The following is a 24231-nucleotide window of genomic DNA, read 5'->3' as shown; positions in this document are numbered from 1 at the left end:
GAGTGATCGGTCATGATGACCGGTTGTTCTGCACTACACCACGCGCGTTATTCTACGGCCGACCCTAAGCCTTGGGCTCCCTTGCTCGCAGAGGCATCGCTCAGGTTCACTGTGAAGGTGCCCGGCGATTTGCGGTCAATCGTCGTTGATAATGATGCCGTTGCCGGTGTCGTCTGCAATGGTCGCGCCGGTAGCCGACGTCAGCTTGATGGCGAACGTCTCGTCGCTTTCAGGCCACAGGTCGGTCCGCAGCGGCACATACAACGTGATGCGGGTCTGGCCGGGCGCGATGGTGTGGGTCCTGTCAATGCCCAAGAAGTCGCCCCCGTAGGTCGCCGTCCCCTCTTCCATCTCAATCGTCACCGTCACCGGGACACTGCTCGCATGGCTGAGTTCAAGATAGAACTCGATCAGCAGATAGTCCTCGTAATCCTGCCCATCAGAGATCGACACAGTAGGTAGATTCACAGGCTGTGGATCGTCGTTATCAGAGACCGCGACCGTCGCCAAACCAGCGGACTGCGACACGGTGTACCCCGTACCTGTTGTGACAGTCGCCGTGACGGACCCGTTGGATTCATCGGTATTGTCGTTGAAGGTACTGACCGTGAAGATGAGGCTGCCAGAGGTCGGAACAGTTACGGTCCGAGAGCCGGTCATCGCACCGAAGTTCCCACTCTGCGAGATTGTCACGTTGACAGTCAGCGCCGCGGTAGGGGCGGGACTCGCTGTGACTGTGAACGCGGCGTCGCTGCCCTCGGTGATCCTTGAGCCGGCGGCAATGCTAATGGTCGGCATCGCCGGCAGTGGTTCGTCGTCGTCCGACACTGCAACCGTCGCTGCGTTACTGGTCCCGGAAACGGTGTAACCGGTGCCTGTCAAGAGGGTCGCTGTAACCGAACCGTTGGGTTCGTCGGTGCTGTCGTTGATCGTACTGACTGTGAATGTGGCACTGCCTGACGTTGTGATTGTCACAGTGTCTGTGCCGGTTGTTGCTCCGAAGCTGCCACTCTGGGAGACAGTCAGATCAACAGTGAGCGCGGTGGTAGGAGCGGGAGTCGCAGTGACGACGAAGGTGGCGTCGCCACCTTCGGTGATGTTGTTACCTGCCGTGATCGTAATCACCGACTCCGTCGACGGTGTCGTGTCGCATTGGGATGACTCCATGGCCGCTAGCGTGCGGGCAATTCGATCCCAGCGGGTGTTCTTGAGCCAGTTGGAAACAGCCTTCGCCTGCTGAACAGTCATCGGTGTTTCGCCGGTACCCACGCCCAGTGTGGACAAAACGCGGTTGAAGCGCTTGATGCCCGCGGCCGCCCTGGTGGGATCAAGGCCATCGCGCCACCCGGTGATCTCGGCGATCGTGACGGCGTCTGAGGGGAGCGTCGGCGTACAAGTATCGTTGTCCGCGATTGCGACGGTTGCCGCTCCTGCGCTGCTCGATACCGTATAGCCATCGACACTACTGATAGTCGCGGTGACGGAACCATCGGGCTCGTCGTCGCTGTCGTCCGTCGTTGTTACCGTGAAAGTCTTACTGCCTGAAGACGGGATTGTGACCGTGCGAGATCCGGTTGTGACGTAGTCACCGCTTTGCGAGACTTCGACTGTGACATCGAGATCGGCCGACGGTGCCGGCGCTGCGGTAACGGTGAACGTGGCGTCGCTACCCTCGGTAACGTCAGTATCAGCAGCGATGCTGATTGCTGGCACGGTGGGCGGTGGGGGATTTGTTGCAGCTTCGATACACTCCAGGGCTTCTCGGATGGGCCTCCAGCCGAACCACTGTTGCTCACCCGCGAGTGCTTCGGCAGCGGTGAACGGTGTGAGCTGCGAGTCCTCGACGTTGCGGAACGTGACCAGCACACGCTTCCAGTTACGGCCGTAGTTCGGCGCACGGTCTTTGTTGACATCATAGTACCGACGCACAGTTGTGAGCACACTGTGAGAGACACATGAATCAATGACCGACTGTGGCGGGAGCTGACTACTATCGTCATCCGACGCCGCCATTGTCGCCGAGCCTGCGCTGGTTGACACCGTGTAGTTCTGACTGGTGATGAGGGTGACTGATACTGAGCCGTCGGCTTCACTAGTATCATCGTTCGTCGTCGTGATTGTGATGGCGCTGGAGCCGCCGCTGTAGATGTTGACACTACCTGTGGTCACGCTGACGCCGAAGTTGCCGCTTTGGCTGACCGTGTAGTTGACAGTGAGCTGTGTGCTCGGCGCGGGAGTCGCGGTGACGGTGAACGTCGCGTTGCCGCCCTCGGTGATGTCGGCGCCGGCGTCGATGCTGACTTCAGGCAGGCTCGGCGCGTCGTCGTCGAAGACGGCGACGGTGGCCGCGCTGGCAGATGACGAGACTGTGTAGCCGGTACCGGTGCTAACCGTCGCCGTGACGGAGCCGTCGGCTTCGTCGGTAGAATCATTGGTCGTCGTGACGGTCAGTGTTTGGCTTCCCATGGTTGGGATGGTGACTGTCTGCGCACCCGTTGAGGCGTAATCGCCGCTTTGCGACACTTCCACCGTCACATCTAGGTCCGCCGTGGGATTGGGCGTTGCGGTGATGGTGAATGTGGCGCTGCCGCCCTCGGTGATGTCGGCGCCGGCGGCAATATTGATCTCAGGCTCCGTAACAGGAGGTGCCTGATCCGGGAGGCCGACAACGCTTAGCGTGAACGCACCTGTCTTCTCACGCCCATACGTCGTCGCCTCAATCGTGTAATCGCCCGCAGCCAGCGAATACGAGATCTGCGAGTTTCTTCCATTGCCGCCGTCATCATCCTGATGCAGCTCTTGGCCGTCGCGGCCCGCTCCGCTGCGCAAGAACATGTACGTGTCCCACGACGACTCCAGATCGATCCTCACCACTGTCTGATTGTCCAAAGAAAAAGTGAAGAATCGGGCATAGCGGCCTGAGCGACCGACCGAATCACACTCGCCCGTCCACTCCCCCGTGACGCTCCCGTCGCCGGACAGCGCCGTCACACACACATCCACCGGCGCCAGGTCATCATCAGACACAGCCACCGTCGCCGAGCCCGCCGCCTCCGACACCGTGTAGCCGCTGCCGCTGTTCAGCGTTGCAGTCACCGACCCATCGGCTTCGTCCGAGCTGTCGTCGCTGGTGGCAACGGTCAGCGTGTAACTCCCACTCGGCGGCATCGTGACCGTCCGCACACCAGTCGTCGCTCCGAAATCTCCACTTTGAGCAACCGCCACCGTGACGTTCAGGTCGGCCGCAGGCACCGGGCTAGCCGTCATCGTGAACTCAGTATCGCCACCCTCGGTCACATCGCCGCCCGCGACGATGCTGATCACGGGAGTTGTTGTTGCGGTGCTGGGGTGGCAGATTTCGATTGCCGCAAGGGTGCGGGTGGTGCGTTCCCAGCGGCCCTCGGTGAAAAGGGTCTCGAGCATTTTCGATTCCGCTGCGGTCAGCTTGGTCTCGCCGGTATCGACGCCGAGGGCTGCGAGCACGCGGTTCCAACGCCGCACATGGTCTGGGTCGTTGTGAGCGTCGCGCCAGCCTTTGACCTCGTCCACGGTGACAGCATCGGTTGGCAGCTGGGGCACGCACGCTGACAGCGGTTGGCTGAACACCCAGGGGCGGGCCTGTTTGATGGCGAGCTTGTTCTGCGCGGTGATCTTGAACTCGATCTCCACAGCAAAGTCTTCACCTTGGACGGGGCTGTACAACGTGTTGAAGCGGTCATGAATTGCTTTGAGACTGTAGCGAAGGTAAATCATTTGAGCTTTGGTCATCAGCAGCTGGTTCGCAGGAGCGAGATTCGACCTGGCCAACACAGTGGGCGCCCCTGCAAGGTCCAACAACAGCTCCTCGGGCAACGAAAGAGCCTCAGGATTGGTCACCAGGTCTTCGCCGAGCTGCGTGTTTACGTAGTAGTAGCCATCGCGACCGGTGACGGGGTCGAAGCTGACCGCGACGCCGTTCACCTTCTCATCGGAGTAGTTGGGATGGACGAGAACACCCATCGCCACCGTCGTGTGGTCGACTCGATGAAAGTCACGTTCCAGGAAGGCGCGGTGGTTCCACAAGCTTGCCCAAACCGCCTTAATCGATTTGTCGATGCCATCTGCGCTGGTTTCGTCAGGGTCCTGGGTCTTGGAGTCGTACAGGCCCGCGCCGTTGAAGTCGGAGAGATCTTCGTTGTTTGTGCTTGACCTGTAGCGCAGTGACGTACCCGTAGGGTACGAGTTGTGCATCGTTGTCAGCGCGGTAATGATCCAGGCAGGGGAGGTGGCATTCTTGATCGCCTTGCGCAAGTCGTCCAGCATCTCCTCCTGGATGTCAGCGTCAGTCTGGAACTTCGAGTGGGCCAGCATCTGCGTGACTGCTGAATCTAGTGTCGTTCCGATCGGCAGCGTGATCTTTTCGTCCGCCGGAGCCTTCTTCTTGCCTAAGATTGTTTCTTTGCTGACCGCTGCCTGCTTCATGAACTCGTCGTAGAAGTAGAAGGGGACGGCGTACCCGTCCGGCGCGACGCCGGCGGCCAACGACGTGAGCCTGCTGAGCTCTGCGACGTTCGCCGCCTTGACGCCGAATGCGGTCCAGTCGGCGAAGCTGACGCCGGAAAGCGAGGTGATGGAGGTCTTCGTCAAGTTGCGCTGCAGCGTCTGTGTCTGCTTCGGACGCGACGCGGCATGGTGATCATCGACCTCTGATTTTGTCGCGGCCCGTAACATGTAACCGTTCGCGGTCGCGCGGTAATGCACGTATCTGCCCACCAGATCAGTCACCGCCTCGTCGGTGAGCGCGTCGCGTATGAACGCATTCGGCACCCCGTTCTGGATCGCCCGCAAATTCACATGCGACAACGGCGTCTGCGGCACCGTCGTGATCACTCCCGCCGCCCGCGGCAGATCGTTCGGTAGCACACTTAAGATGGCGACATCACGAGGACCCGGCGACTCGTCCGGCTTGAAAACGCCCAACAACCCATAGCCCTCAGCCTTGTTGTACGCCATATACTCGACATCAGGTAGAATGTCGCTCTCCAACAAAACATTAACTCTGGAGGCGTCGAACGACGACTTCTGCAGCTCGTACTTGCTTTCGGTATCGTTGCTAGCGAATGGGTAATAGGCCAGATTGTCATTGAGAAACGGCATCGCCGCGGCTAGGGTCTCGTGTACAATTGATACCTCACGAAAATCTGTAGATGTACGACTCCACTGCCAACGATAGACTCCTAATGAACCATCCGGGGCAACAATATTGGGATGGTAGATGAGAGTACCGCCGGCATGTCCTTGCCAACAGCAATGCACGAAGTCGACAAATCCTGCTTGGCGAAACTGAACGGTGCTCCAATGTAAGCGATGGCGGTTAGTGTCCTGGAACCAAAGTTTCGGGCTGGCAGTATCGACGTCGAGGATCGTGAATTTGACGTACTCCAAGTTGTTCAGCGACTCATCAAGAACATTCGACTGGACCTGATACGAGAGCGCCTCGAACGCCGCGTGGTCTTCGAGCGCGACGGACCCGTCTTCTGCGGGGAAGGGCATGGCTTCATTCATCGGGTTGCGGTAGCCGAAATTGTCGAGTTCGGTGATGTCGTCAACACAGTCGCCGTCCACATCTGCCGGGTTCGCGACGAGGTATTTCTCAACCCGATACTGATCGGCACCCAAGGAAGACAGACTCTCCGATAGCAAGGTGGTCCCGGACTCGCCCCGCTTGACCAACACTGGAACGTTCACCACCGTGTACGGCCCACGCTGATGCTTCCTGTACAGCACGAAGTAATCGTCTTCCGTCGAAGACACCGTGATCGGCACCGAAGTGACCGCTATCACGGTTGACGTCGGCTTAACCCAGCCAGCTTGGCACGGCCCAGGCGACTGCGCTCCGGCGCCAGCGGGCGACAGCAAGGCCGCGACACCCAGGAACAACGTCAAGCAGAGCACGCCGAGCAGAAATTCGCGCCGGGAGTTGCGGGCAAACACCTTGGGTCGCCCGGCGTCGGAAGCAGGCTCGGGTCGGTACGCGGAGCGCCAAGGCCAAGTCGGCCTTAGTCGCTTCGGGGTCACAGCAAGCCCCGTGTAGGGGGGGGGGGGATCGACGTCGCGGCAGTGTAAGCGCTAGTTCGCGCTATCTGAAAGGCCCTTGGTGTGCTGACGCCTGCGGCAACTCTTGTCGGGAGCATCCCGACACGCTACGCGGGTCGCTCAACGCACGTTGGGCGTGCCGACGTCGGCTTGGGCCTGGTCGAACAGCTCCTGGATGCGCTCGCGCAGCTCCTCGGTGAGTTCGCTCACTGCCCGGCGGGACACCCGCCCGGTCGGTCCGAGCGGCGGCGGGTCCATCGGCTCGCCGATGATGAACTTGATTCGCCGCGGGTACATGAACTTTGCGCCACGCGGCATGGCCGCGGCAGTGCCGCCGATGCCTACGGGCACGATCGGGACCTGTGCCCGAGCCGCCAGGTACGCCGGCCCGTCCATGAGCGGCAGGACCCGCGGGCCATCCTTGCGTTCGCCCTCTCCGAACATCACGACCGGACAGCTGCCGTAGCGCAAAGCTTCGAGTGCGATCCGCAGCGCAGTCCGGTCTGGAGCGTCGCGATTCACCGGGAAACAACCGATCGTCGTGAACAGCCAAGCCGACAAGCGGTACTTCCACATCGACTCCTTGCCCATCACCCGCATCTGCGCCGGGATTGCAGCATGGATCGGCGTGTCGATATAGCTGCGATGGTTGGGCACCCACACGCACGGACCATCGGGCAGGTTCGCCAGTCCATCGACCGAGATGCGGTTCCATGCCCGGAACACCCCCCAGATCGCGTACTTCATGATCTTGTAGACGGCCATATTGAGCGGCCCGTCGCGCAGATCGATCTCGGATCCGTCGGGCCCGCTCATCGGCACCCGCCCAGACTCGCACCAGTGGGACCCTGGGGCTCGGTTGCGAAGCGGTACAACTCCGTGATGGTTTCGACTGCCTCATCTTGAGACAGCTCGCTCGTGTCGACAATGACCGCTCCGGGTGCCACTCGCAGCGGCGAGTCGGCCCGGCCCGCGTCGAGCTGATCCCGCGCGCTCAACTCCGCGGCCAGCTTGGCGACTACCGCTTCGTCATCGGGATTCGTGCCATCCGCGCTGCCTGCGGCAGCCGTCTGCTGGGCCAGTCGGCGGCGGGCCCGCTCGGCCGCAGCGGCGGTGAGGAACACCTTGAGCACGGCGTCGGGGAACACCACGCTGCCGATGTCGCGCCCCTCCATCACTCCCCCGCCGACACGATTCGCCCAATCGCGCTGGCGGCGGGTCAGCACCCGCCGCACCTGCGGGTTGGCCGCAACCACGCTGACGCTGCGATCCACCTCTGCACTGCGGATTGCCGCCGTGGCATCGTCGCCGTTGACGGTGACCCGCTGGGCGCCGCCCACAGCGGAGATCTCGATCTCGGTGGTGCGTGCGATCTTCGCTACCGCCGCCAGATCACCGAGATCGACTCCAGCTTGGCGGGTGGCCCACGCCACGGCCCGGTACATCGCCCCCGTGTCGAGATAATCCATGCCGAGCTCTGCCGCCACAGCACGAGCCACGCTGGACTTTCCCGACGCTGCTGGACCGTCGATGGCGATGACCGGACCGGCGGGCTCGGTCGGCCCCGAGAGCGAATCCGGCGAAGCCCTGAGTGATTCAAGTGCATCGAAGAAGTCGGGAAACGTCTTGGCGACGCAATCTGGATCGTCGATGTCGATCCCGGCCACCCGCAAACCTACGAGCGACATCGCCATCGCCATGCGGTGATCGCCATGACAGTCCACCAGGCCCGCCCGGAGCGCGAAGGGGTTCGGGCGGATGGTGATGCCATCGGGTTCGGCAACGGCATCGATGCCGCGCTTCGCGAGCTCGGCCGCCGTATTGGCGATGCGGTCTGTCTCCTTGCGGCGGATGAAGCCGATGCCCTCGATACAGGTGGTGCCCTCGGCGAACGCCGCCACCGCCGCCAGCGTCTGCGCCGTGTCGGAGAAGTCACGCAGGTCGAACGAGCCTCCTCGCAGCGTCCCGCTCGGCGGCGCGCCTACGGCAATGGCTTCGTCGCTGACCGTGACGTCCGCGCCCATCTCGCCGAGGACCTCGGCGAAGCGCACGTCGCCTTGGAGGCTGTTGCTGCCAAGCCCCTCCACTCGCACCTCGCCACCGCATAACGCCGCTGCTGCCCAGGCGTAGCTCGCGGCCGAGGCATCCGGCTCGATCGGATACAGCGTCGAGCGATAGCCGCCTCCGGGCACCACGAAACGATCGGCACTGGGCACGACGATGTCGGCGCCGAACGCCTCCATGACCGCCACCGTCATGTCGATGTACGGCCGGCTCACGGTGTCGAACGCAGGGTCGATCTCCACGTGGACGCCGCCTCGCAGCGGTCCCGCGAGCAGCAGCCCGGTGGCGAACTGACTGGATGTATCGGCTCGGATCCGCACATGGCGCAGCAGCTCTGCGTCATCGACGCCATCAGAGATCACTTCGATCGGCAGGCAGCCGTGCTCGCCGAGCTCGCGCACCTGCACACCCAGTGAGCGCTGCGCCGCAAGCAGATCGCTCAGCGGGCGCGCACGCAACTGGGGGTCACCGTCGAGCAGCCACCGACCGCCGAGGGCTGCTACGACGGGCAGGATGAAGCGGGCTGTCGTGCCCGATGACCGCGCGTGCACTATGACTGGCTCGTCCGCGACACGCCGCGCGGCGTCATGGGACCCCGAGCGCCGGCCGCCGATGCCGTCGATGACGAGCCGGCGCTTGCCGCGGTTGACCCGCACCACCGCGCCGAGGGCGCTCACCGCCTCGATCATCGCCTCGGTGTCGTCCGCGAACAGGACGCCGTCAAGCGTGCTGCGCCCTTCGGCCAAGGCTGCACACAGCACGGCCCTGTTGGTGATGCTCTTGGAACCCGGCAACAACGCGGTGCCCGACGCGCCGTTGGTGAAAGGGTCGATGACCCCGATCACTCGCCCGGCGCTCATGCCAGATCGCGCGTCGTGGGGTGATAGCCCTGCCCGGCCAGAGCCGCCAGGAAGCGCTGGGCCTCGCTGCGCGCCACCACGAGCACCAGCACACCTTCGGCACCTTCGGGCGAGTGGGCCACCTCGATGTCGGCCACGTTCACGTCACAATCCGCGGCGAGCATGGTGATGGCTGCGATCTGGCCCTTGCGGTCAGGGATCGGCACCCGCACCTCGAGCATCTCCTGGGGTCGCACGTAGCGGGACGGCAGGTTGGTGCGCGCACGCCGCGCCTGGGTGAGCACCGCGCGCAGTCCGTCTCGGTCTGCCTCAGCGACGACATCTCGCATCCGCGCCATTCGCTCGGCCAGCTCGTCGAGCACGTTCACAATGGCGTCACGGTTCTCGCCGCAGATGTCCAGCCAGATGCCCGGATGGCCGGCCGCGATCCGGGTCATGTCCCGGAATCCGCCGGCGGCGAGGCGAAGCAGCGGTGCGTCGTCGAGGGCTCGATCGTCGGCCAGGCACATCAGCGATGCGGCAGCGAGGTGCGGCACATGGCTGACCACCGCAACGAGGGCGTCGTGACGTTCGGGCGTCATCGTCACCACATCGGATCCGAACCCTGCCAGCACTGCCTGGCAGGACCGCAGCGCATCGTCGTCAGTGGTCTCGTTCGGCGTCAGCGCCCATACAGCGCCGGCGAACATGTCCGGGTTCGCGCCCTCGATGCCTTCCTGTTCCGAGCCGGCCATCGGATGACCCGGCACATAGCGAGGGTCGGCGATTGCTCGGGCGACGGGCGTCTTGACGCTGCCCGTATCGGTCACCACGGCGCCCACGGCTGCCGTGTCGGCGAGTGCAGCCGCAACCTGATCGGCCAGCAGAGCCGCAGGCACCGCCACGACGCAGAACGTCGCGTCGGGATCCGTGCCGACGGCGTCAAGGCAGCCGAGCTCGAGTGCTCGCTGTGCGTAGTCGCCGACGGCATCGCGCCCGGTCACGTGCCATCCCGACTTGCGCAGTGCGGCTGCGACGGATCCGCCGATCAAGCCCGTGCCCACGACTTGGGCGCGTCTGGGCGACGAGTCGGCGTGCGACCGCAGCCGCGTTGTTTCGGCAGGACTCGAGGCCACGCACCGAAGGGTACCGATGGCTCCAAATGTCCCCCAGCGTGGATCAGGTGAGATTCTGCGGGCAGCGATCGCCCAATCAGGTCACTGCGTCACGCGGCGCCAGCTCGCCGACGTGTTCAGCGAGTTCGGCCCGGAACGTTGCCACCGTGGCCATCTTCACTTCTTCGTAGCCGCGCACCAGCTCAGCGAGCCCGGCGACGGCGACCGCCTGCTCATAGCGCGCCGCGCCTGCGTCCCGCTCGAGCGCCTCGAGCGCCGCTTCGAGAGCCTCCCCGTACTCGCCTGGCAGCGACCGCTCGGTCCGGCGGATTTCGGTGTGGCCGAACGGATCGCACCAGCGACCTCGCAGGCGCTTGCCACGCGCCAGCAGTGCGAAGAGGGGTCGCCACGATGTCGAGAATCGGATCTTGCCGGTACGCCCCAGCGCCCGCAGCAGCGGCGGGTGCAGATTCCATGACACCGTGCCTCCGACGGATGCCGCCACGTCGGTCGCCGCTGTATTCGCTTCGGTATCGCACATGAGTCGGGCGACCTCGTACTCATCCTTGTAGGCCATGAGCTTGAAGTGCCCCGCCGCGGCGGTTGCGGTCAACCGCACAGTCCCGTCTCCGGCGGCTTGGTCCGCATGCGCCACGCGTTCGACCGCGTCGAGGAACTGCGCTGCCAGCCGGTCTGACTGGTAGGCGCGCAGCTCGCTGACGTACCGGCGCAGTCCCGCACGGAGCCCGTCGAGGTCCCCCGTTGATCCCCCGCTGGCCAACCCGTCCACCATCTCGTCGATGCGCGACGCCAAGCGCCCTGACAGTGCGCTCGACGGCCCCGACTCACCGACACTGCGCGCATCGGCCCCAGCGGAGTCGGAGGCACCGCGGTCTGCTGCAGCGGCCGTGTGCTGTTCCGCCGCGGCCGTCACCATCGCAGGATCACAGATCATCGCCCTGCCCCAACGAAACGCAACGATGTTCTGCGCAACTGCCACGCCGTTCAGCTCGATGGCGGACTCCACGCTGGCCGGTGTGATCGGCAATGCACCCGCCTGGACGGCCATGCCGACCACGAAGATGTTCGCGCTCACCGCAGAGCCGCACAGCGCCGTCACGAGCGAAGCGACATCGGCCCAGTGCCGGCTGCCTTCGACGGTGACGGCCGCCACCCGGTCGAGCAGATCCTGGGTCGCCGGCATGTCGATGCCCGGATCGGCAACCATGGCGCCTGTCGGCGTCGGCGACGTCGAACCGACGACCATCGTCCGGTTGGGGTCGGCGACATCGAGGCCCGCCGCCGATGCCGCGACGAGCAGATCGAAGGCCACGATGACATCGGCTTGGCCGCTGCCGAGGCGTGCCGTTGCCGGCCCGCCGATCCGCCTCAGCCGCAGATCACCCACGACCGTTCCCGCCTTTTGCGACAGCCCGATCTGGTCGAGACCTCGCACCTCGAAGCCGTCGAACATCGCCGCGGTGCCGAGCACCTGGTTCACCGTCACGACGCCGGTCCCGCCGATCCCGCACATGCGCACCGACACCTCATCGGGACCCACCAGCGGCACCGGATCGGCAAGCTCGCCAGGCGGCTCGGGCCTGACCACATCGTCCGATCCATCACTGGCGGCAGGCGTGCGGGTGCGTCGCAGCGGCACCAGCATCTTGTGCGCTGCGGTGCGCAACGGCCCGGGCTCGCTGACCGTCATGAACGACGGGCAGTCGCCGTCCAGACACGAGTAGTCCAAGTTGCATGACGTCTGGTCGATGCGGGTCTTGCGGCCGAAGAACGTGTCGACGGGCTGCACCGACAGGCAATTGCTCTTGGCGCCGCAGTCGCCGCAGCCCTCGCAGATTCGCTCGTTGATCACCACTCGCTGAGTCGGCGTGGGCTGGGTGCCGCGCTTGCGGGCTCGCCGCGCCTCGGCCGCGCACTGCTGATCGTGGATCAGCACCGTGACGCCGTCGATGTCGGCGAGCATCTCCTGGGCCTCGTTGAGACGATCTCGGTGCCACACCTCGACGCCCGCCCGCAGGGCACGGCCCCGGTATGCGGCGGGGTCATCAGTGGTGATGAGCACCTTGGCTACGCCGCCTGCGAGCAGCGCGGCTGCCACCTCGGGCACCTCGAGCTGACCGGCGGGATCCTGCCCGCCCGTCATCGCGACGGCTCGGTTCCACAGGAGCTTGTACGTGATGTTGGCGCCCGAGGCCACGGCGCCGGCGATCGCCAGCTGCCCGCTGTGGAAGTAGGTGCCGTCGCCCAGGTTCTGGAAGATGTGCTGGGTCTCCACGAAGGGCGACATACCGATCCACTGCGTGCCCTCCTGTCCCATGCACGTCACGCTCACGATGTCGCCGACTCGCTCAGGATCCATGAACAGCGCCATGGTGTGGCAGCCGATGCCGGCACCGACCACCGCGCCGTCGGGCACCTCGGTAGAACGATTGTGCGGGCAACCGGAACAGAAATACGGCGAGCGGCTCTGTTCGGGCGGCAGCGCCAACGGCAGCTCGATGCGCACGCGTTCGGGGCGGGCGGGCACCAGCCGGTCACCGATGCGAACCTCCAGTCGCCTGCGCAACGGCTCGATGAAGTCGTCAGCGGTCAGCGCGCCGAACGAGGCGAGCAGCGACCGGTCGTTCTCGTCGGTCTTGCCGACGATGCGGGGATGGTGCGACTGGTTGTACAGGGAGTCCTTGAGCAGCGATTCGATGTTGGGGCTCTTCTCCTCGATCACGAAGATCTCCGTGACGCCGCGAGCGAAGTGGCGGGCCCGTTCGGCGCTAAACGGGATGGGCATGCCCATCCGCACGAGCCGCACACCGGCGTCTCGAATCGACTCGTCGCTGCCGAGGCCCAGACGCCGCAGCGCCTCGCGAACCTCGCGGTAGGTAATGCCCGACGCCACGACCGCAATCCAGGCATCGGGCGGGTCGACGGTGGCGTCGTTCAGGTGGTTGGCCGCCGCATACGCGATCGCCAGCTCGTAGCGGATTTCGACTATCTCGCGCTCGATGTCGACCGTGTGGGGCGTGAGGAGGTAGCCGTCGGGCCGGTGGCGGTACACCTCGCCGTCGACCAGCGGGATGACCGGGTCGAACCTGTCGGGATCCAACAGCACCGTCGCGGCGCCGTCTGCCACATCGGCCACGATCTTGAGACCGGTCCACAGCCCCGTCGTCCGAGACATCGCAATCGCGTGACGACCGAGGTCGAGCGCTTCGGCGGGCGTGCCTGGATAGAGCACGGGAATATGCAGGTCAGCCATCGACCCGGCAGAGCTCGAGGGGATCGTCGAGCTCTTGGCGGCAGGGTCGTCGCCGGCAATGGCGACTGCGCCGCCGCAAGGATCAGCGCCGGCGAACACCGCATGGCGCAGCGCGTCGGTAGCGCGATCCACGCCGGGCGCCTTCGCGTACCACAACCCGAGCACGCCGTCGTAGGTGGCATCGGGCCGGCTGGTGGCCAGCTGGCTGCCCATGACAGCGGTCGCGGCCTGCTCCTCGTTGACAGCCGGCGAATGGACGATCGGCAGATCGGTTGCGCTGCGGGCCGCCTCGACCGCGGCGTCATACCCGCCGAGGGGCGAACCCGGGTAGCCCGAAACGAATGCGGCCGTGCGCAACCCGGCGCGCCGGTCGGCCCGCAGCTGTTCGATCGGCAGGCGAGCCAGCGCCTGCAGCCCGGTCATGAACGTCGTGCCGCTGTCGTCGGTGTAGCGCCCCGACAGCTGGTATGTCTCAGCGAGGCTCATCTTCGTGCTCCCGTGTGCCGGCAGCGATTCGCGTCGGTCATGCCAGAGGCCCTCCGTGCGTCACCTCCATTGTGGTCGCTGCCTGTGGCACAGCGAAGACGCCGAACGCACCATGGGTCGCCGCCGGCGCAGCGCACTGCTGCGCGGCCGACATCTGCTGCCGTGCCGCCGCGCGGCCGACATCAACCGCCGCGCTGCCGCGCGGCGCGGTGAAGCTCACGGATTTCGTCGTCGGTGAGCCGCCGGTGCTCGCCGGGGGGCAGGGCGGGATCGGAGAGGGGGCCGATTCTGGTGCGCACCAGACGCAGCACCTGATGTCCCACGGCATCGCACATCCGCCTGACCTGACGGTTGCGCCCCTCATGTATCACGATGCGCAGCACCGACGGCTGCGGCATCGACACCACGGCCGGCGCCGTCGGGCCGTCGTCGAGCTCGACGCCAGCTCGCAGATGTGCCAGTGCCCCGCGCGAAGGCACCCCGTCCACGTGAGCTAGGTACTCCTTGGCGACTCCCCATGACGGATGTGTCAGCCGGTGCGTCAGCTCGCCGTCGTTGGTCACGATGATCAGCCCTTCAGAGTCGGCGTCCAGCCGCCCGACCGGGTAGACGCGCACTGCTGCGGGGACCAGATCGGTCACGCAACGCCTTCCCCGGTCATCGGAAGCTGCGCTCAGCACGCCGCGCGGCTTGTTCACCAGGTAGTGGTCCGTCGCCGCGTCCCACGTGACGATCGCACCGTCGACCTCGATCCGGTCAGCCGGGCCTGCGCGATCTCCGATCCGGGCAGTCGTGCCGTTGACCGTGACGCGCTCCGCGGCGATCAGCTCCTCGCACGTGCGACGGCTCGCAACACCGGCACGGGCCATGACCTTGTGCAGTCGTTCGGCATGTTCTGGTGGGCCGTCCGGCGAAGCAGCATCGCCGTTGTCGGGCCCGTCGGCGGGGGTCACTTCAGTTCATCGGGTTTGGAAGCCGCCAGGCGGTCCATGGCCTCCACCGCATCGGGGTCGACGCGCAGCTCCGCCAACGACGGCAGTTCGTCGAGGCTGTCGAGACTCAAGCGCTCCAGGAAGGCCGACGTCGTCCCCAGCAGGGCAGCGTTGCCCGGACCCTGATCGCGCGCGACCTCGACGATGTAGCCCTGGTCTGTCAGCGTGCGGACGACACCGTCGGCGTTGACGCCTCGGATGGCGCTGATCTGCGCTCGCGAGATCGGCTGCTTGTACGCCACCACGGCCAGGGTCTCCATCGCTGCCGCGGACAGGCGGGCCGACCGGCGACTCCCCACGAAGCGCTCGACAAATTCGGCGACCGCTGCGGCGGTCTGGAGCTGGTATCCGCCGGCCACCTGCATCAAGGTGAAGCCCCGCTCGGCATTTGCATACTCCTGAGCGAGTTCGTTGCAGATCGCCTGGACGGATGCCACAGGTGCACCGGTCACCCCTGCCAGCAGCTCAGCGGGCACCGGTTCGGTCGCGACCATCAGCACCGCCTCGATGGCCGCGTACAGCTCGCTGTCATCGACCGATCGTGACCCGTCGAGCCGCGGGTCTTCGACCCCTGATTCCGCGGTGATGTCTGCGACGCCGTTGCGCGTCTGCGAAGCGCCGTTGCGCGTGCCTTCGTTGGCGGGAATCGATGGATGGGCCGGTGGCTGGGCCGATGAATGGGCCGGAGGCGCAGCGGTCGGTTCGGCTGGAGCATCGCGAGGCTCGACGACGGTACGACCCTCGTCGCTGACCAATCTCAAGCTGCGCGCGGCACCCGACGGCGGGAGCGTGCCGTTCACGCGGCGTCTTCCCCATAGCCCCCGGCCGAGGCGGGCAGCGCCACGCCCTCGCCGATCCATTCCACACCGATGTCACCGAAGCGCTCAGCTTGGGTCAGCTCGACAATCCCCGATCCGAACAGCTCGAGCACTGCCAAGAAGTACACCACCACCACAATGCGCTCGGTGATCTCACTGGTGAGCTCACGGAACGTCGCCACGCCCGTGGTCGCGAGTCGATCGACGAGCTTTGCAGCCGCCTCGTCGACCGTGATGCCGGCGGCCCTCAGGTGACTGAGGTCGACCTGCGGTACCGGCCGCGGCGCAAGCACCCGTTCCATCGCTGCGACAAGGTCATCTCGAGACGCTCCTGTGAGCAGATCCGGTGCGAATGCCAGGAAAGACTCGGGGGGCCCCGCGCTACGGGGCCACCGCAGCGCTGCGGCATCCCAGCGCTCACGCAGCAGGCTCGCGGCTGTCCCGAACGTGCGACCCTCGACCAGCCGTGCAAATGCGGTGTCTCGCAGTCCGTACGCCGCCAGTTCCTCCTCCAGATCCAATTCGACCGGCGGGGCGGGCAGCAGCCGGCGGGATTTCAGCTCGATCAAGGTCGCAGCCAGCAGGGCGAACTCGCTGGCAGCGTCGAGGTCGATCCTGCCGTCGCCGACGGTGTGGCCGACAGCGTCCCCCAATGTTTCTCGCTCGCGTTCGGGGTGGTCATCGTCCATGGCGGCCATGACGGCGACGAAGTCGTCGACCAGGCGCGTCAACGACACCTCCCAGATATCCACCTCCTGGGAGACAACCAGTTTCACCAGCACATCCAGCGGGCCGGCAAAGGCCTCGGTGTGCACCTCGTGGGTCACGCGGCCCGAAGGTACCGCGGCATGTGGTGACCGCTTGGGATAGTTGCCGGATTGCCAGCGACGTCTCTTGTGAGGTTGGCAGGCCCGGACCGCCGAATTCTCTGCGGTCGGCGAACACCGTTCCGGTACCGTCAGGCGCCATGACACGAGTGCTCTCGGGCATCCAGCCCACCGGCGATGTACACCTCGGCAACTATCTCGGGGCGCTGCGCCAATGGGCGATCGACCAGCACGATGCCGACGCGTTCTATTGCGCCGTCGACCTGCATGCGGTGACCATCCAGCAGGATCCGCAGCAACTGCGCGCTGCGACGCTTGGCACGATGGCCACGCTGATCTCGGTCGGCCTCGACCCCGACGTCTGCACGCTGTTCGTCCAGAGCCACGTCCCCCAGCACACCGAGCTGTCGTGGCTGCTCGAGTGCACGGTGTCGCTCGGCGAGCTGCGCCGGATGACCCAGTTCAAGGACAAGTCGGCCCGTACCGAGGGGGGCGACCACGGCGGCGACCATGTCTCCGCGGGCCTGTTCACGTACCCGGCGCTGATGGCGGCAGACATCCTGATCTACGACGCCGACCGGGTGCCGGTGGGCGACGACCAGCGCCAGCACCTCGAACTGACCCGTGACGTGGCGCAACGGTTCAACAGCCGCTACGGCGACACGTTCGTGATTCCCGAGGCTGCGATTCCCACGGTCGGCGCACGTGTGATGGACCTGCAGAACCCCACTGCCAAGATGTCCAAGTCTGCCGAGAGCCCCCAAGGCTCGGTGGGCATCTTCGACGACCCTGCCGACATTGCACGCAAGTTCGCTCGGGCGGTGACCGACTCGGAAAGCGAGGTGCGATACGACCCCGACAACAAGCCCGGCGTGTCGAACCTGCTGTCGATCCTGGGCGCTGCCACAGGTCGCAGCCCCGCCGACTCTGCAGCGGGCTACAGCCAATACGGAACCCTCAAGTCCGACACTGCCGACGCGGTCGTCGCCATGCTCGAGCCCATCGCCGCTAAGAGGGCCGAACTCGATGCAGACCCCGCCGGGCTCGCCCGCATCATCGCCGCCGGTGCCGACAAGGCCGAGGCTGTGGCGTGCGTCATCCTGGCTCGCGCCAAGGAATCGATGGGCTTCGTGCCCAAGTAGCGGAGCCTGCCACGCAACAGGGTCGAAATCACCTGCAGGGGACTGTGCGGCCGACGCAACATCCGGCGCCGCCTAGCGATGGTTCGCGACGCCGAGCAGGTATCAGGCACCGTCCCGGCGACGTGCCGCTGCTGCGGGAAAACACAGTCAGCGCAGCGATGACCGGTACTGGTCCATCATCCGTTCGGCCAAGGCTGCTGGATCCCATTCGGCGAACGCGACGACGATCTTGCCGTTCGGGTCGAACCAGAAGGCTTCTGAGCCGCTGAAGCTGGCATCGATGCCTTTCATGAACGATGCCGCCTCGATGCTCCACTGCGCCGTTGCGGAGTTATCACTGCGTTCGGTCACTGAGTGCGACGCCGAATGCACTTCGGGGAAGGCTTGGATGAAGTTGCGGAAGAAGTTGTCGAGGTTGTTCTCCGACACGTAGGGCTTGGTGCCCTTGGGGTCCTCGAAGTGGAAGACGTCGGAGAAGGTTGCCTTCCAGGCCTCCTTGTCCTGCTGCGCGATGGCCGCGAAGTACTGCTCGATAGTGCGGTCCATCAATGCAGCGTCGCAAGGTTCGGCGGGGTACGTCGGCTCGTACTTCTCACGCAGCCCGTGTGCTTGCTCTTGCTGGTGGATGACGATGCCCGAGTGGTCGGCGTAGCGCAGCGCCGTCCACAGCGTCACCTTGTCGAGCGCATCGGTGATCTCGGGCAGCAGCGGATACGAGGCGACCTGGCCCAGCGACAGCACACGAGCGCCCAGCGTGCCGTTCACCGCCGAGCCGAGCACGTTGTACACGAGATGAGCGTGAGCGGACATGGTCTGGTTGATGGCGCGCCCAAGCAACTTGAATGCCTGCAGCAGGCGGTACTCGGGGACGTGGCCCGACGGGTCGACCAGCACGGTCAGGCAGTCGAGTCCGCGGTGGCGAAGCTGCTGGCGGAACAGCCAGAAGTGGTCCTTGACCACCCGGCGTCGTGCCTGACCGCGAGCCGACTGGGCGCCGCTGGCGTCACGCAACGCCGTGCGAAGCGGCGCATAGTCGAGTTGGCTCATCTCCCCCAGCAACACGATGGTGGCCTCGAAAGGCGCACAGCAGCGCGCCGCCATCAGCACATGGCGCTCAGCGGAGGGATAGTCGCCGACGAACAGCGCTGCCTCAACCTTGTCGAGCTCGACCAGCATGGCTTCGAGGATGCCTTCGCAGGCTTGATGCACTCTCACGAAGATCGGGTCTTCGACGTAGAGGGCGCGACGGTCCGGCGTGTAGAGCCCGTGCACGTCGAGCGGACGGATCCAGCGGTCGTAGTCGAGCGTTCGAGTCGCCGTTGCCGCTTCGCCAGCGCCGACCCCACCGCGCCCGATTCCGAGGTCGAAGCCGATTGCTTCGGCGGCGAATGCGAGACGCATGCGCATCTGCGACAGCAAGTCGGCGCCTCGAGGGACTCGATCCGCGAGTTCGACGACGCGGTGCCAGCTGGACTCGTTCGACGGAGGCCCGAACATGTCCGCGGGCGGAGGCGCTACGGCAGCAGCATCGGGCGCTCCGGCCTGCGAGGCGTGTTCGCCGGCCAATTCGGCGATCAGCTGCAGCTGGGCGCAGATGCTCTTCACGATCGTCTCGGCTTTTGCGCCGTCGTTGATGTAGCTCCGCACGCCTGCTTCTTCGAGGCAGTCCGCCAAGATCCGCAGCGAGACTTCCACACTGATGAGCAGCGGCCCGACCTGGCTTGCCAGCTCCCAGCCGCACAGGTCCGGCCATGCATCCTCAACGGTGGCCGTCTCGACGTAAACGTTGTACTCCCGGCGGTCGTCGCCTGCTGTGAACGCAGACGGACACATGCCCGCCGGTTGGCTGTGCTGAGGCTCGTCCGCCATCGTCGCCGCCCGACCGCTATCGACGTGTCGTCTCAGCGTCGCCCGCCGAGGCGACGCTTCCCGCCGGTGCGCCAGGCGCTGCTCGCCCGTGTTCTTCGCTCTCGCCGGCGGCGTGCTCGGAGATGCCGAAGTGCAGCACTGCGGCCACGACGGCGAGAGCGGCGGCCAGCCACCACCACAGGTCGTAGGAACCGGTGATCTCGCGCGCCAGCCCAGCCCCATAGGCCCCGCCAAAGGCGCCCAGTTGGTGGCTCAGGAAGACGAATCCGAACAGCGTGCCGGAGTTGCGCGCCCCGAACTGTCCCAGCACGATCCCGGAGGTGAGCGGGACGCTGGCGAGCCACACAACCCCCAAAGCCAGCCCGAATCCCAGCGCCAGGACCGGCGTAGCGGGCAGCAGGACCAGGCCGGCGAACAGCACGGCACGGGTGCAGTAGATGATGATGAGCAAGCGGCTCTTGTCGATCCTCGCCCCCGCCAGTCCGGCGCCGAAAGCGCCGAAGATGTTGGTCAGCCCGATGAGCGCCAGCGAGAGCGTGGCGATACCGGAGCTGAGACCGGCGTCGGTCAGCGACTTCGGCAGATGCAGGCCGACGAAGGTGACGTGGAATCCGCAGACGAAAAAGGCGCAGTTGAGCCTGAGGTAGCCTCGATGGCGACCGGCGCGGCTCAGCACGGAACGCAGCGGCTCGTGATATTCGTCGGCGCCATGGCCTGCTGATGCAGACGGATCGCGAACATCGAGATCGGCGGTCGGGCCGGCTGAGCGAGCCGGCGCCGTACGCAGCGGCCGCATCACCGTCACGATGGACGCAGCGATGATCGCCAGCAATGTCAGCGTTGTGCGCCAGCCGAGCGTGCCGATGAGCGCACCGGCCAAAGGCACGAGCACGAAATGGCCGAACGACCCGAACGCGGTGGCAGTCCCGAGCGCCACCGAACGCCGCTGCTCGTCCACCAGCTTGCCCATCGCGGCCAGCACGATGGCAAACGAAGCCGCCGACATGCCGAACCCGGTCACGAATCCGCCACCGAGGTACAGGCCCAACGGACCCGACGCGCCTGCCATCACCATCAGCCCCGCGGCGTAGGTCAGCGCGCCGCCCAGCAAGACTCGGGCCGACCCGAAGCGGTCGGCAATGGCGCCGGCGAGTGGCTGGCCCAAGCCCCAGATCAGGTTCTGGAGGGCGACGGTCAGCCCGACAGTGTCGATGCCGACGCCGAGCGTCGCGTCGATCTCGTCGGGAAAGAGCCCCATCGTGGCTCGCACGCCCAAGGTGACCGCTGTCACGATGCTGCCAGCGACGATCACCGCCGTCATCGAACTCCGACCGGGAGCGGCGCGCACCGAGTCAGGCTAGGGGCCTGTTCATGTGATGCGGAAATCGTTGAGGTCAGAGCGAACCCCGGGGCACGATCCACTCGGTCTGCTGGCCAGTCAACGCAGCAATGAGTTCGTAGTCGGCGTCGTAGTGAAGGACCGTCAGGCCGTTGCGCTCGGCGACTGCGGCGATCAACAAGTCCGGCAGTGCGACCCTGTGCTGACCGCGTCGCGCTAGCTGATGCTGAATTTCCAGCGCCCGCGAGGTGATCACCTCGGTGATCGGAAACGACGTCATGGCGCGACGTTCCGCTGCGATCGACTCGTAGTCGTGCAGTGAGCGAGCGCTGTACAGGACCTCAAGATCGACGATGGGACATGTCGCCACGTAGCCATCGACAATCAGGGGCGAGAGGCGGTTCGCGACCTCGTCATGGTGCATGCGCGCCAGCGCGCTCTTGTCCGCCAGGAACAGCGGTCTCAACGCCACGCGGCGGCCATCACGCCTTCATCGGCAAGATCTGTGCCATCAAGGTCCGTGAGACGGCGTACGTGCCTGAGGCGCAGCTCTGCCTCCACGGTGTGCCGTAACGCGGCATTCACGGTGTCCTTCATGGTGGCGGCGCCGGTCAACTGCCGTGCCTGTTCCAGCAGTGCGTCGTCGATGTCTATGAGCCGCTTCGTCACGAGCGGCAGTATATCCAGATAAGCCATTTGATATATATCCGTCGATGCATGACCGCTGGCATAATATGCAATATATCGTATATTACTAGAACATCATTATATACAACCTGAATTGTGGTGAATCCACCAGTCGTCACGCACGCATCGCGCAATTTCCTGAAATTTGTACGCGCGAGTGTTTGCTTTTCGTTACAAACGTGTGTATGCTCTATTCATGTTCGGCGATGTCGTGCGAGAACTCGCTCCCGACTATGTGGAGACACCCGAAGCCGGCGCCGACACTGCGTCTGGGTGGCCCCCTGCCGTCGGGTCGGCGTGGCCGGACCCGACTGCGGTGTGGACCGGCGGCGAATTGGGGCCATTCGAAGATGCAACCGGTTCGGCCGGCTGTCGCAGCAGATCGCTGGGCGCGGTCTCGGCCCCAGCGGTTGGCGAGCAGCGCGATGGCGCCGCTGACGGCGCGATTGTCGGCGGCAACGCGGCGAGTTGCGATGCCGCCCTGGATACGCTGAATGTCGACAAGCTCACGGATCTGCTGGTCGAGTTGACCGCTGAGCGTGCCCGCGTCGAGGGCCGCTATCTGGCAGCGGTAGGCGAGATGACGTCGCGTTACGGCGCACAAGCCGCCGCGTACGTGCTGCGCGACCAGACACGCATGAACTGCGCGCAGGCCCGCAGCGAGACCCGCCTCGCCCAAAGCCTGGTCTTAGAGGGCTTCACCGAAACGCTCGACGCGATGCAAGCCGGCGAGATCCATATGTCCCACGCCAAAGTGATCGCCCGCGAAGCACCCAAGAAGCACCGCCGCAGCGAACACGACTTCCTCGAACTCGCCCGCACGTATCCCTCCGACACGATCGCCCGTCACCCGCTCGCGAACTACAGCTTGGCGATCGCAGACGAACTCGCAGCCGAGGCCGCCGCCCAACATCTCAGCCCCGCCGACGCGGAGCTGGCACTGCAGCGACATGAGCGCTCGGCGTCGCTGCGGATCGGCGACGACGGCATGTGGCACCTGCACGGCAAGCTCGACTTCCTCACCGGACGCCAGCTCAGCGACGCCCTGCAAGCCGCGGTGCGCTCGACACGGCGACGCCACGCCGACAACAACCCTCACGACGACGGCGACGCTGCGACTCGGGCGCAGCTCACCGCTGACGCCCTGTGCGAGCTGGTGCTGGGCGACGAGACAGCCCGACGCTTCGCGACCAACCTGCTCATCATCGCCGACTACGACATCACCAGCGACCGGCTCGCCAACCCCCGCCTCGACGACGGCACTCCCATGTCAGCGCAGATGCTCGCCGAGTACGGCCTCAACGCCAACGTGCTGCCCGCCATGTTCTCCGCCGACTGGTCACAACTCGCACTGGGACGCACACGCAACGCCAACGACGCCCAACGGCTCGTGCTCGCAGCACGCGACCGCGGCTGCATCGGCTGCGAACTCACGCCCGAACACACCCAAGCCCACCACATCGACTACTACGACAACGGCGGCCTCACCGACATCGCCAACCTCGCATCGCTCTGCGAGCCATGCCACAAAGACGTGCACCGCCACGGCCGCAAGATCCGCACCGCATGCGACGGCCGCCCCCGACTCCAGCCACCCGAACCCCGCAACGCCGACCCGCCGGGCCGCGAATCCAGCAGTGCACACGTCGCTGCACGGAGTCCCTGACGGGGCTCGGCCAGCCGGCGGCCACCGGTAACCGGTCCAACGAGCCGTCATCGTTGGCAGAACGGATGCCCTGCAGCACGCAGCCCACGCGCCGAAGATCAATAGCGGGCGCGGGGGTGTGCTTGGCGGTATACCTCGGTCAGCCGTTCTTGGGAGACGGCGGTGTAGCGCTGTGTGCTCGTGATGGAGGCGTGGCCGAGCAGCTCCTGCACGCTGCGGATGTCCGCGCCGCCGTCGAGCATGTGGGTGGCGCACGAATGGCGCAGCACGTGGGTCGTCAGCTGGTCGGGTCCGAGACCGACACGGTCTCCGTGACGGCGCACGATCAGCCACACGCCTTGGCGCGTTATCCGCCGTCCCCGAGCGTTGAGGAACAGTGCTGCGGCATCGTCGCGGGTGCGCCAGGCGGGCGGTTCAACCGCGCCGCGTCCAGCTCCGCTCAGCCACTCCCCCACGGCATCGGCGGCGTGACGCCCCACCGGCACGACCCGCTCCTTGCCGCCCTTGCCCCACACCCGCATGAGCCGCTCGTCGAGGTCGACGTCGCCCAGCGACAGCGCCGTCAGCTCGCTCGCCCGCAGGCCCATGCCGTACAGCACCTCGAGCATCGCCCGGTCTCGCCGCGCCAGCGGGCTGTCGCCCACCGGTGAGGCCAGCAGCCCGAAGATCTGGTCGCGCCGCAATGCCCGGGGCAGGCCGGCAGGTGCACGGGGCATGTCGAGCGCACCGGCGGGGTCGGTCGAGGCCAAGTCCTCGGCCACCAGGAACCGGTAGAGACCGCGCAGGCTGACCGCAGCCCGAGCCGCAGTCGAAGCTGCCCGACCGAGATCGTCGCGCAGGTGCGCCAAGTAGGCCGCAATGTCCGCGGAGCTGGCGCCGAGCAAATCGGTGCCTCGTGCCTCGAGCCACGCCGCGAAACCGGCGAGGTCGGCGCGGTACGACGCTACGGTTCGCGCTGACCGTCCCCGCTCGTTGGACAACCAGCCCAGATAGTCCTCGGCTTCCATGGCCAGGGCAGCGGGCATCGCCTATCCAATG

The 24231-nt window shown here is 65.7% G+C and carries 15 protein-coding genes; 2 read left to right on the top strand and 13 right to left on the bottom strand.

The annotated features are described in order from the left end of the window. Positions 1–135: 135 nt before the first annotated feature. From ACOOF5_RS12610 to ACOOF5_RS12575, 8 genes are all read right to left on the bottom strand, one after another. Entirely contained in the window at positions 136–5973 is a 5838-nt protein-coding gene (locus ACOOF5_RS12610) for a PEP/pyruvate-binding domain-containing protein (protein WP_420439655.1), read from the bottom strand. Positions 5974–6195: 222 nt separating this feature from the next. Further along, positions 6196–6891: a lysophospholipid acyltransferase family protein gene (locus ACOOF5_RS12605; protein ID WP_420439653.1), complete on the bottom strand. Its 696-nt coding sequence runs from the start codon at positions 6889–6891 to the stop codon at positions 6196–6198. Beyond that, positions 6888–8999, bottom strand: coding sequence for a 3-phosphoshikimate 1-carboxyvinyltransferase (gene aroA / locus ACOOF5_RS12600; RefSeq protein ID WP_420439651.1), 2112 nt, complete (start codon positions 8997–8999; stop codon positions 6888–6890). The genes ACOOF5_RS12605 and aroA overlap by 4 nt, the downstream gene beginning before the upstream one ends. After that, positions 8996–10114, bottom strand: coding sequence for a prephenate dehydrogenase/arogenate dehydrogenase family protein (locus ACOOF5_RS12595; protein ID WP_420439649.1), 1119 nt, complete (start codon positions 10112–10114; stop codon positions 8996–8998). Before ACOOF5_RS12595 ends, aroA begins: the two co-directional genes overlap by 4 nt. Before the next feature lie 76 nt (positions 10115–10190). Continuing rightward, on the bottom strand, positions 10191–13853 hold the full coding sequence (locus tag ACOOF5_RS12590) for an indolepyruvate ferredoxin oxidoreductase family protein (protein ID WP_420439647.1): 3663 nt from the start codon (positions 13851–13853) through the stop codon (positions 10191–10193). 182 nt (positions 13854–14035) lie between these two features. Further along, positions 14036–14806, bottom strand: a complete 771-nt coding sequence (locus ACOOF5_RS12585) for a pseudouridine synthase (RefSeq protein ID WP_420439645.1) — start codon at positions 14804–14806, stop codon at positions 14036–14038. Beyond that, positions 14803–15645, bottom strand: a complete 843-nt coding sequence (gene scpB / locus ACOOF5_RS12580) for an SMC-Scp complex subunit ScpB (RefSeq protein WP_420439643.1) — start codon at positions 15643–15645, stop codon at positions 14803–14805. Before scpB ends, ACOOF5_RS12585 begins: the two co-directional genes overlap by 4 nt. Then, positions 15642–16490, bottom strand: a complete 849-nt coding sequence (locus ACOOF5_RS12575; protein ID WP_420439641.1) for a segregation and condensation protein A — start codon at positions 16488–16490, stop codon at positions 15642–15644. The genes scpB and ACOOF5_RS12575 overlap by 4 nt, the downstream gene beginning before the upstream one ends. Before the next feature lie 140 nt (positions 16491–16630). On the opposite strand from ACOOF5_RS12575, the gene trpS reads away from it, so the two are divergent. Then, positions 16631–17632 carry a tryptophan--tRNA ligase gene (trpS, locus tag ACOOF5_RS12570; RefSeq protein ID WP_420439639.1) on the top strand — a complete coding sequence of 334 codons (1002 nt, stop codon included), beginning with the start codon at positions 16631–16633 and terminating at the stop codon, positions 17630–17632. A 147-nt stretch (positions 17633–17779) separates the two neighbouring features. Here trpS and ACOOF5_RS12565 read toward each other — a convergent pair whose 3' ends face one another. From ACOOF5_RS12565 to ACOOF5_RS12550, 4 genes are read right to left on the bottom strand one after another with little or no spacing between them, the layout of a single operon-like run. Next, positions 17780–19501, bottom strand: coding sequence for a nuclear transport factor 2 family protein (locus tag ACOOF5_RS12565; protein ID WP_420439637.1), 1722 nt, complete (start codon positions 19499–19501; stop codon positions 17780–17782). A gap of 16 nt (positions 19502–19517) precedes the next feature. Next, entirely contained in the window at positions 19518–20849 is a 1332-nt protein-coding gene (locus ACOOF5_RS12560; RefSeq protein WP_420439635.1) for an MFS transporter, read from the bottom strand. Positions 20850–20895: 46 nt separating this feature from the next. Then, positions 20896–21312, bottom strand: a complete 417-nt coding sequence (locus ACOOF5_RS12555; RefSeq protein ID WP_420439633.1) for a PIN domain nuclease — start codon at positions 21310–21312, stop codon at positions 20896–20898. Further along, the gene (locus ACOOF5_RS12550; RefSeq protein ID WP_420439631.1) at positions 21303–21509 is read right to left on the bottom strand and encodes a type II toxin-antitoxin system VapB family antitoxin; all 207 of its coding nucleotides are present in this window, start codon (positions 21507–21509) and stop codon (positions 21303–21305) included. The genes ACOOF5_RS12555 and ACOOF5_RS12550 overlap by 10 nt, the downstream gene beginning before the upstream one ends. A gap of 214 nt (positions 21510–21723) precedes the next feature. On the opposite strand from ACOOF5_RS12550, the gene ACOOF5_RS12545 reads away from it, so the two are divergent. After that, positions 21724–23193, top strand: coding sequence for an HNH endonuclease (locus ACOOF5_RS12545; RefSeq protein WP_420439629.1), 1470 nt, complete (start codon positions 21724–21726; stop codon positions 23191–23193). 98 nt (positions 23194–23291) lie between these two features. Here ACOOF5_RS12545 and ACOOF5_RS12540 read toward each other — a convergent pair whose 3' ends face one another. After that, positions 23292–24218, bottom strand: a complete 927-nt coding sequence (locus tag ACOOF5_RS12540; RefSeq protein ID WP_420439627.1) for a tyrosine recombinase — start codon at positions 24216–24218, stop codon at positions 23292–23294. Positions 24219–24231: the final 13 nt, after the last annotated feature.

Origin of the sequence: Candidatus Poriferisodalis sp., assembly GCF_965214215.1 — a bacterium.
Classification (GTDB): domain Bacteria; phylum Actinomycetota; class Acidimicrobiia; order Acidimicrobiales; family Poriferisodalaceae; genus Poriferisodalis.
This window is presented reverse-complemented; position numbering and strand designations above follow the sequence as displayed.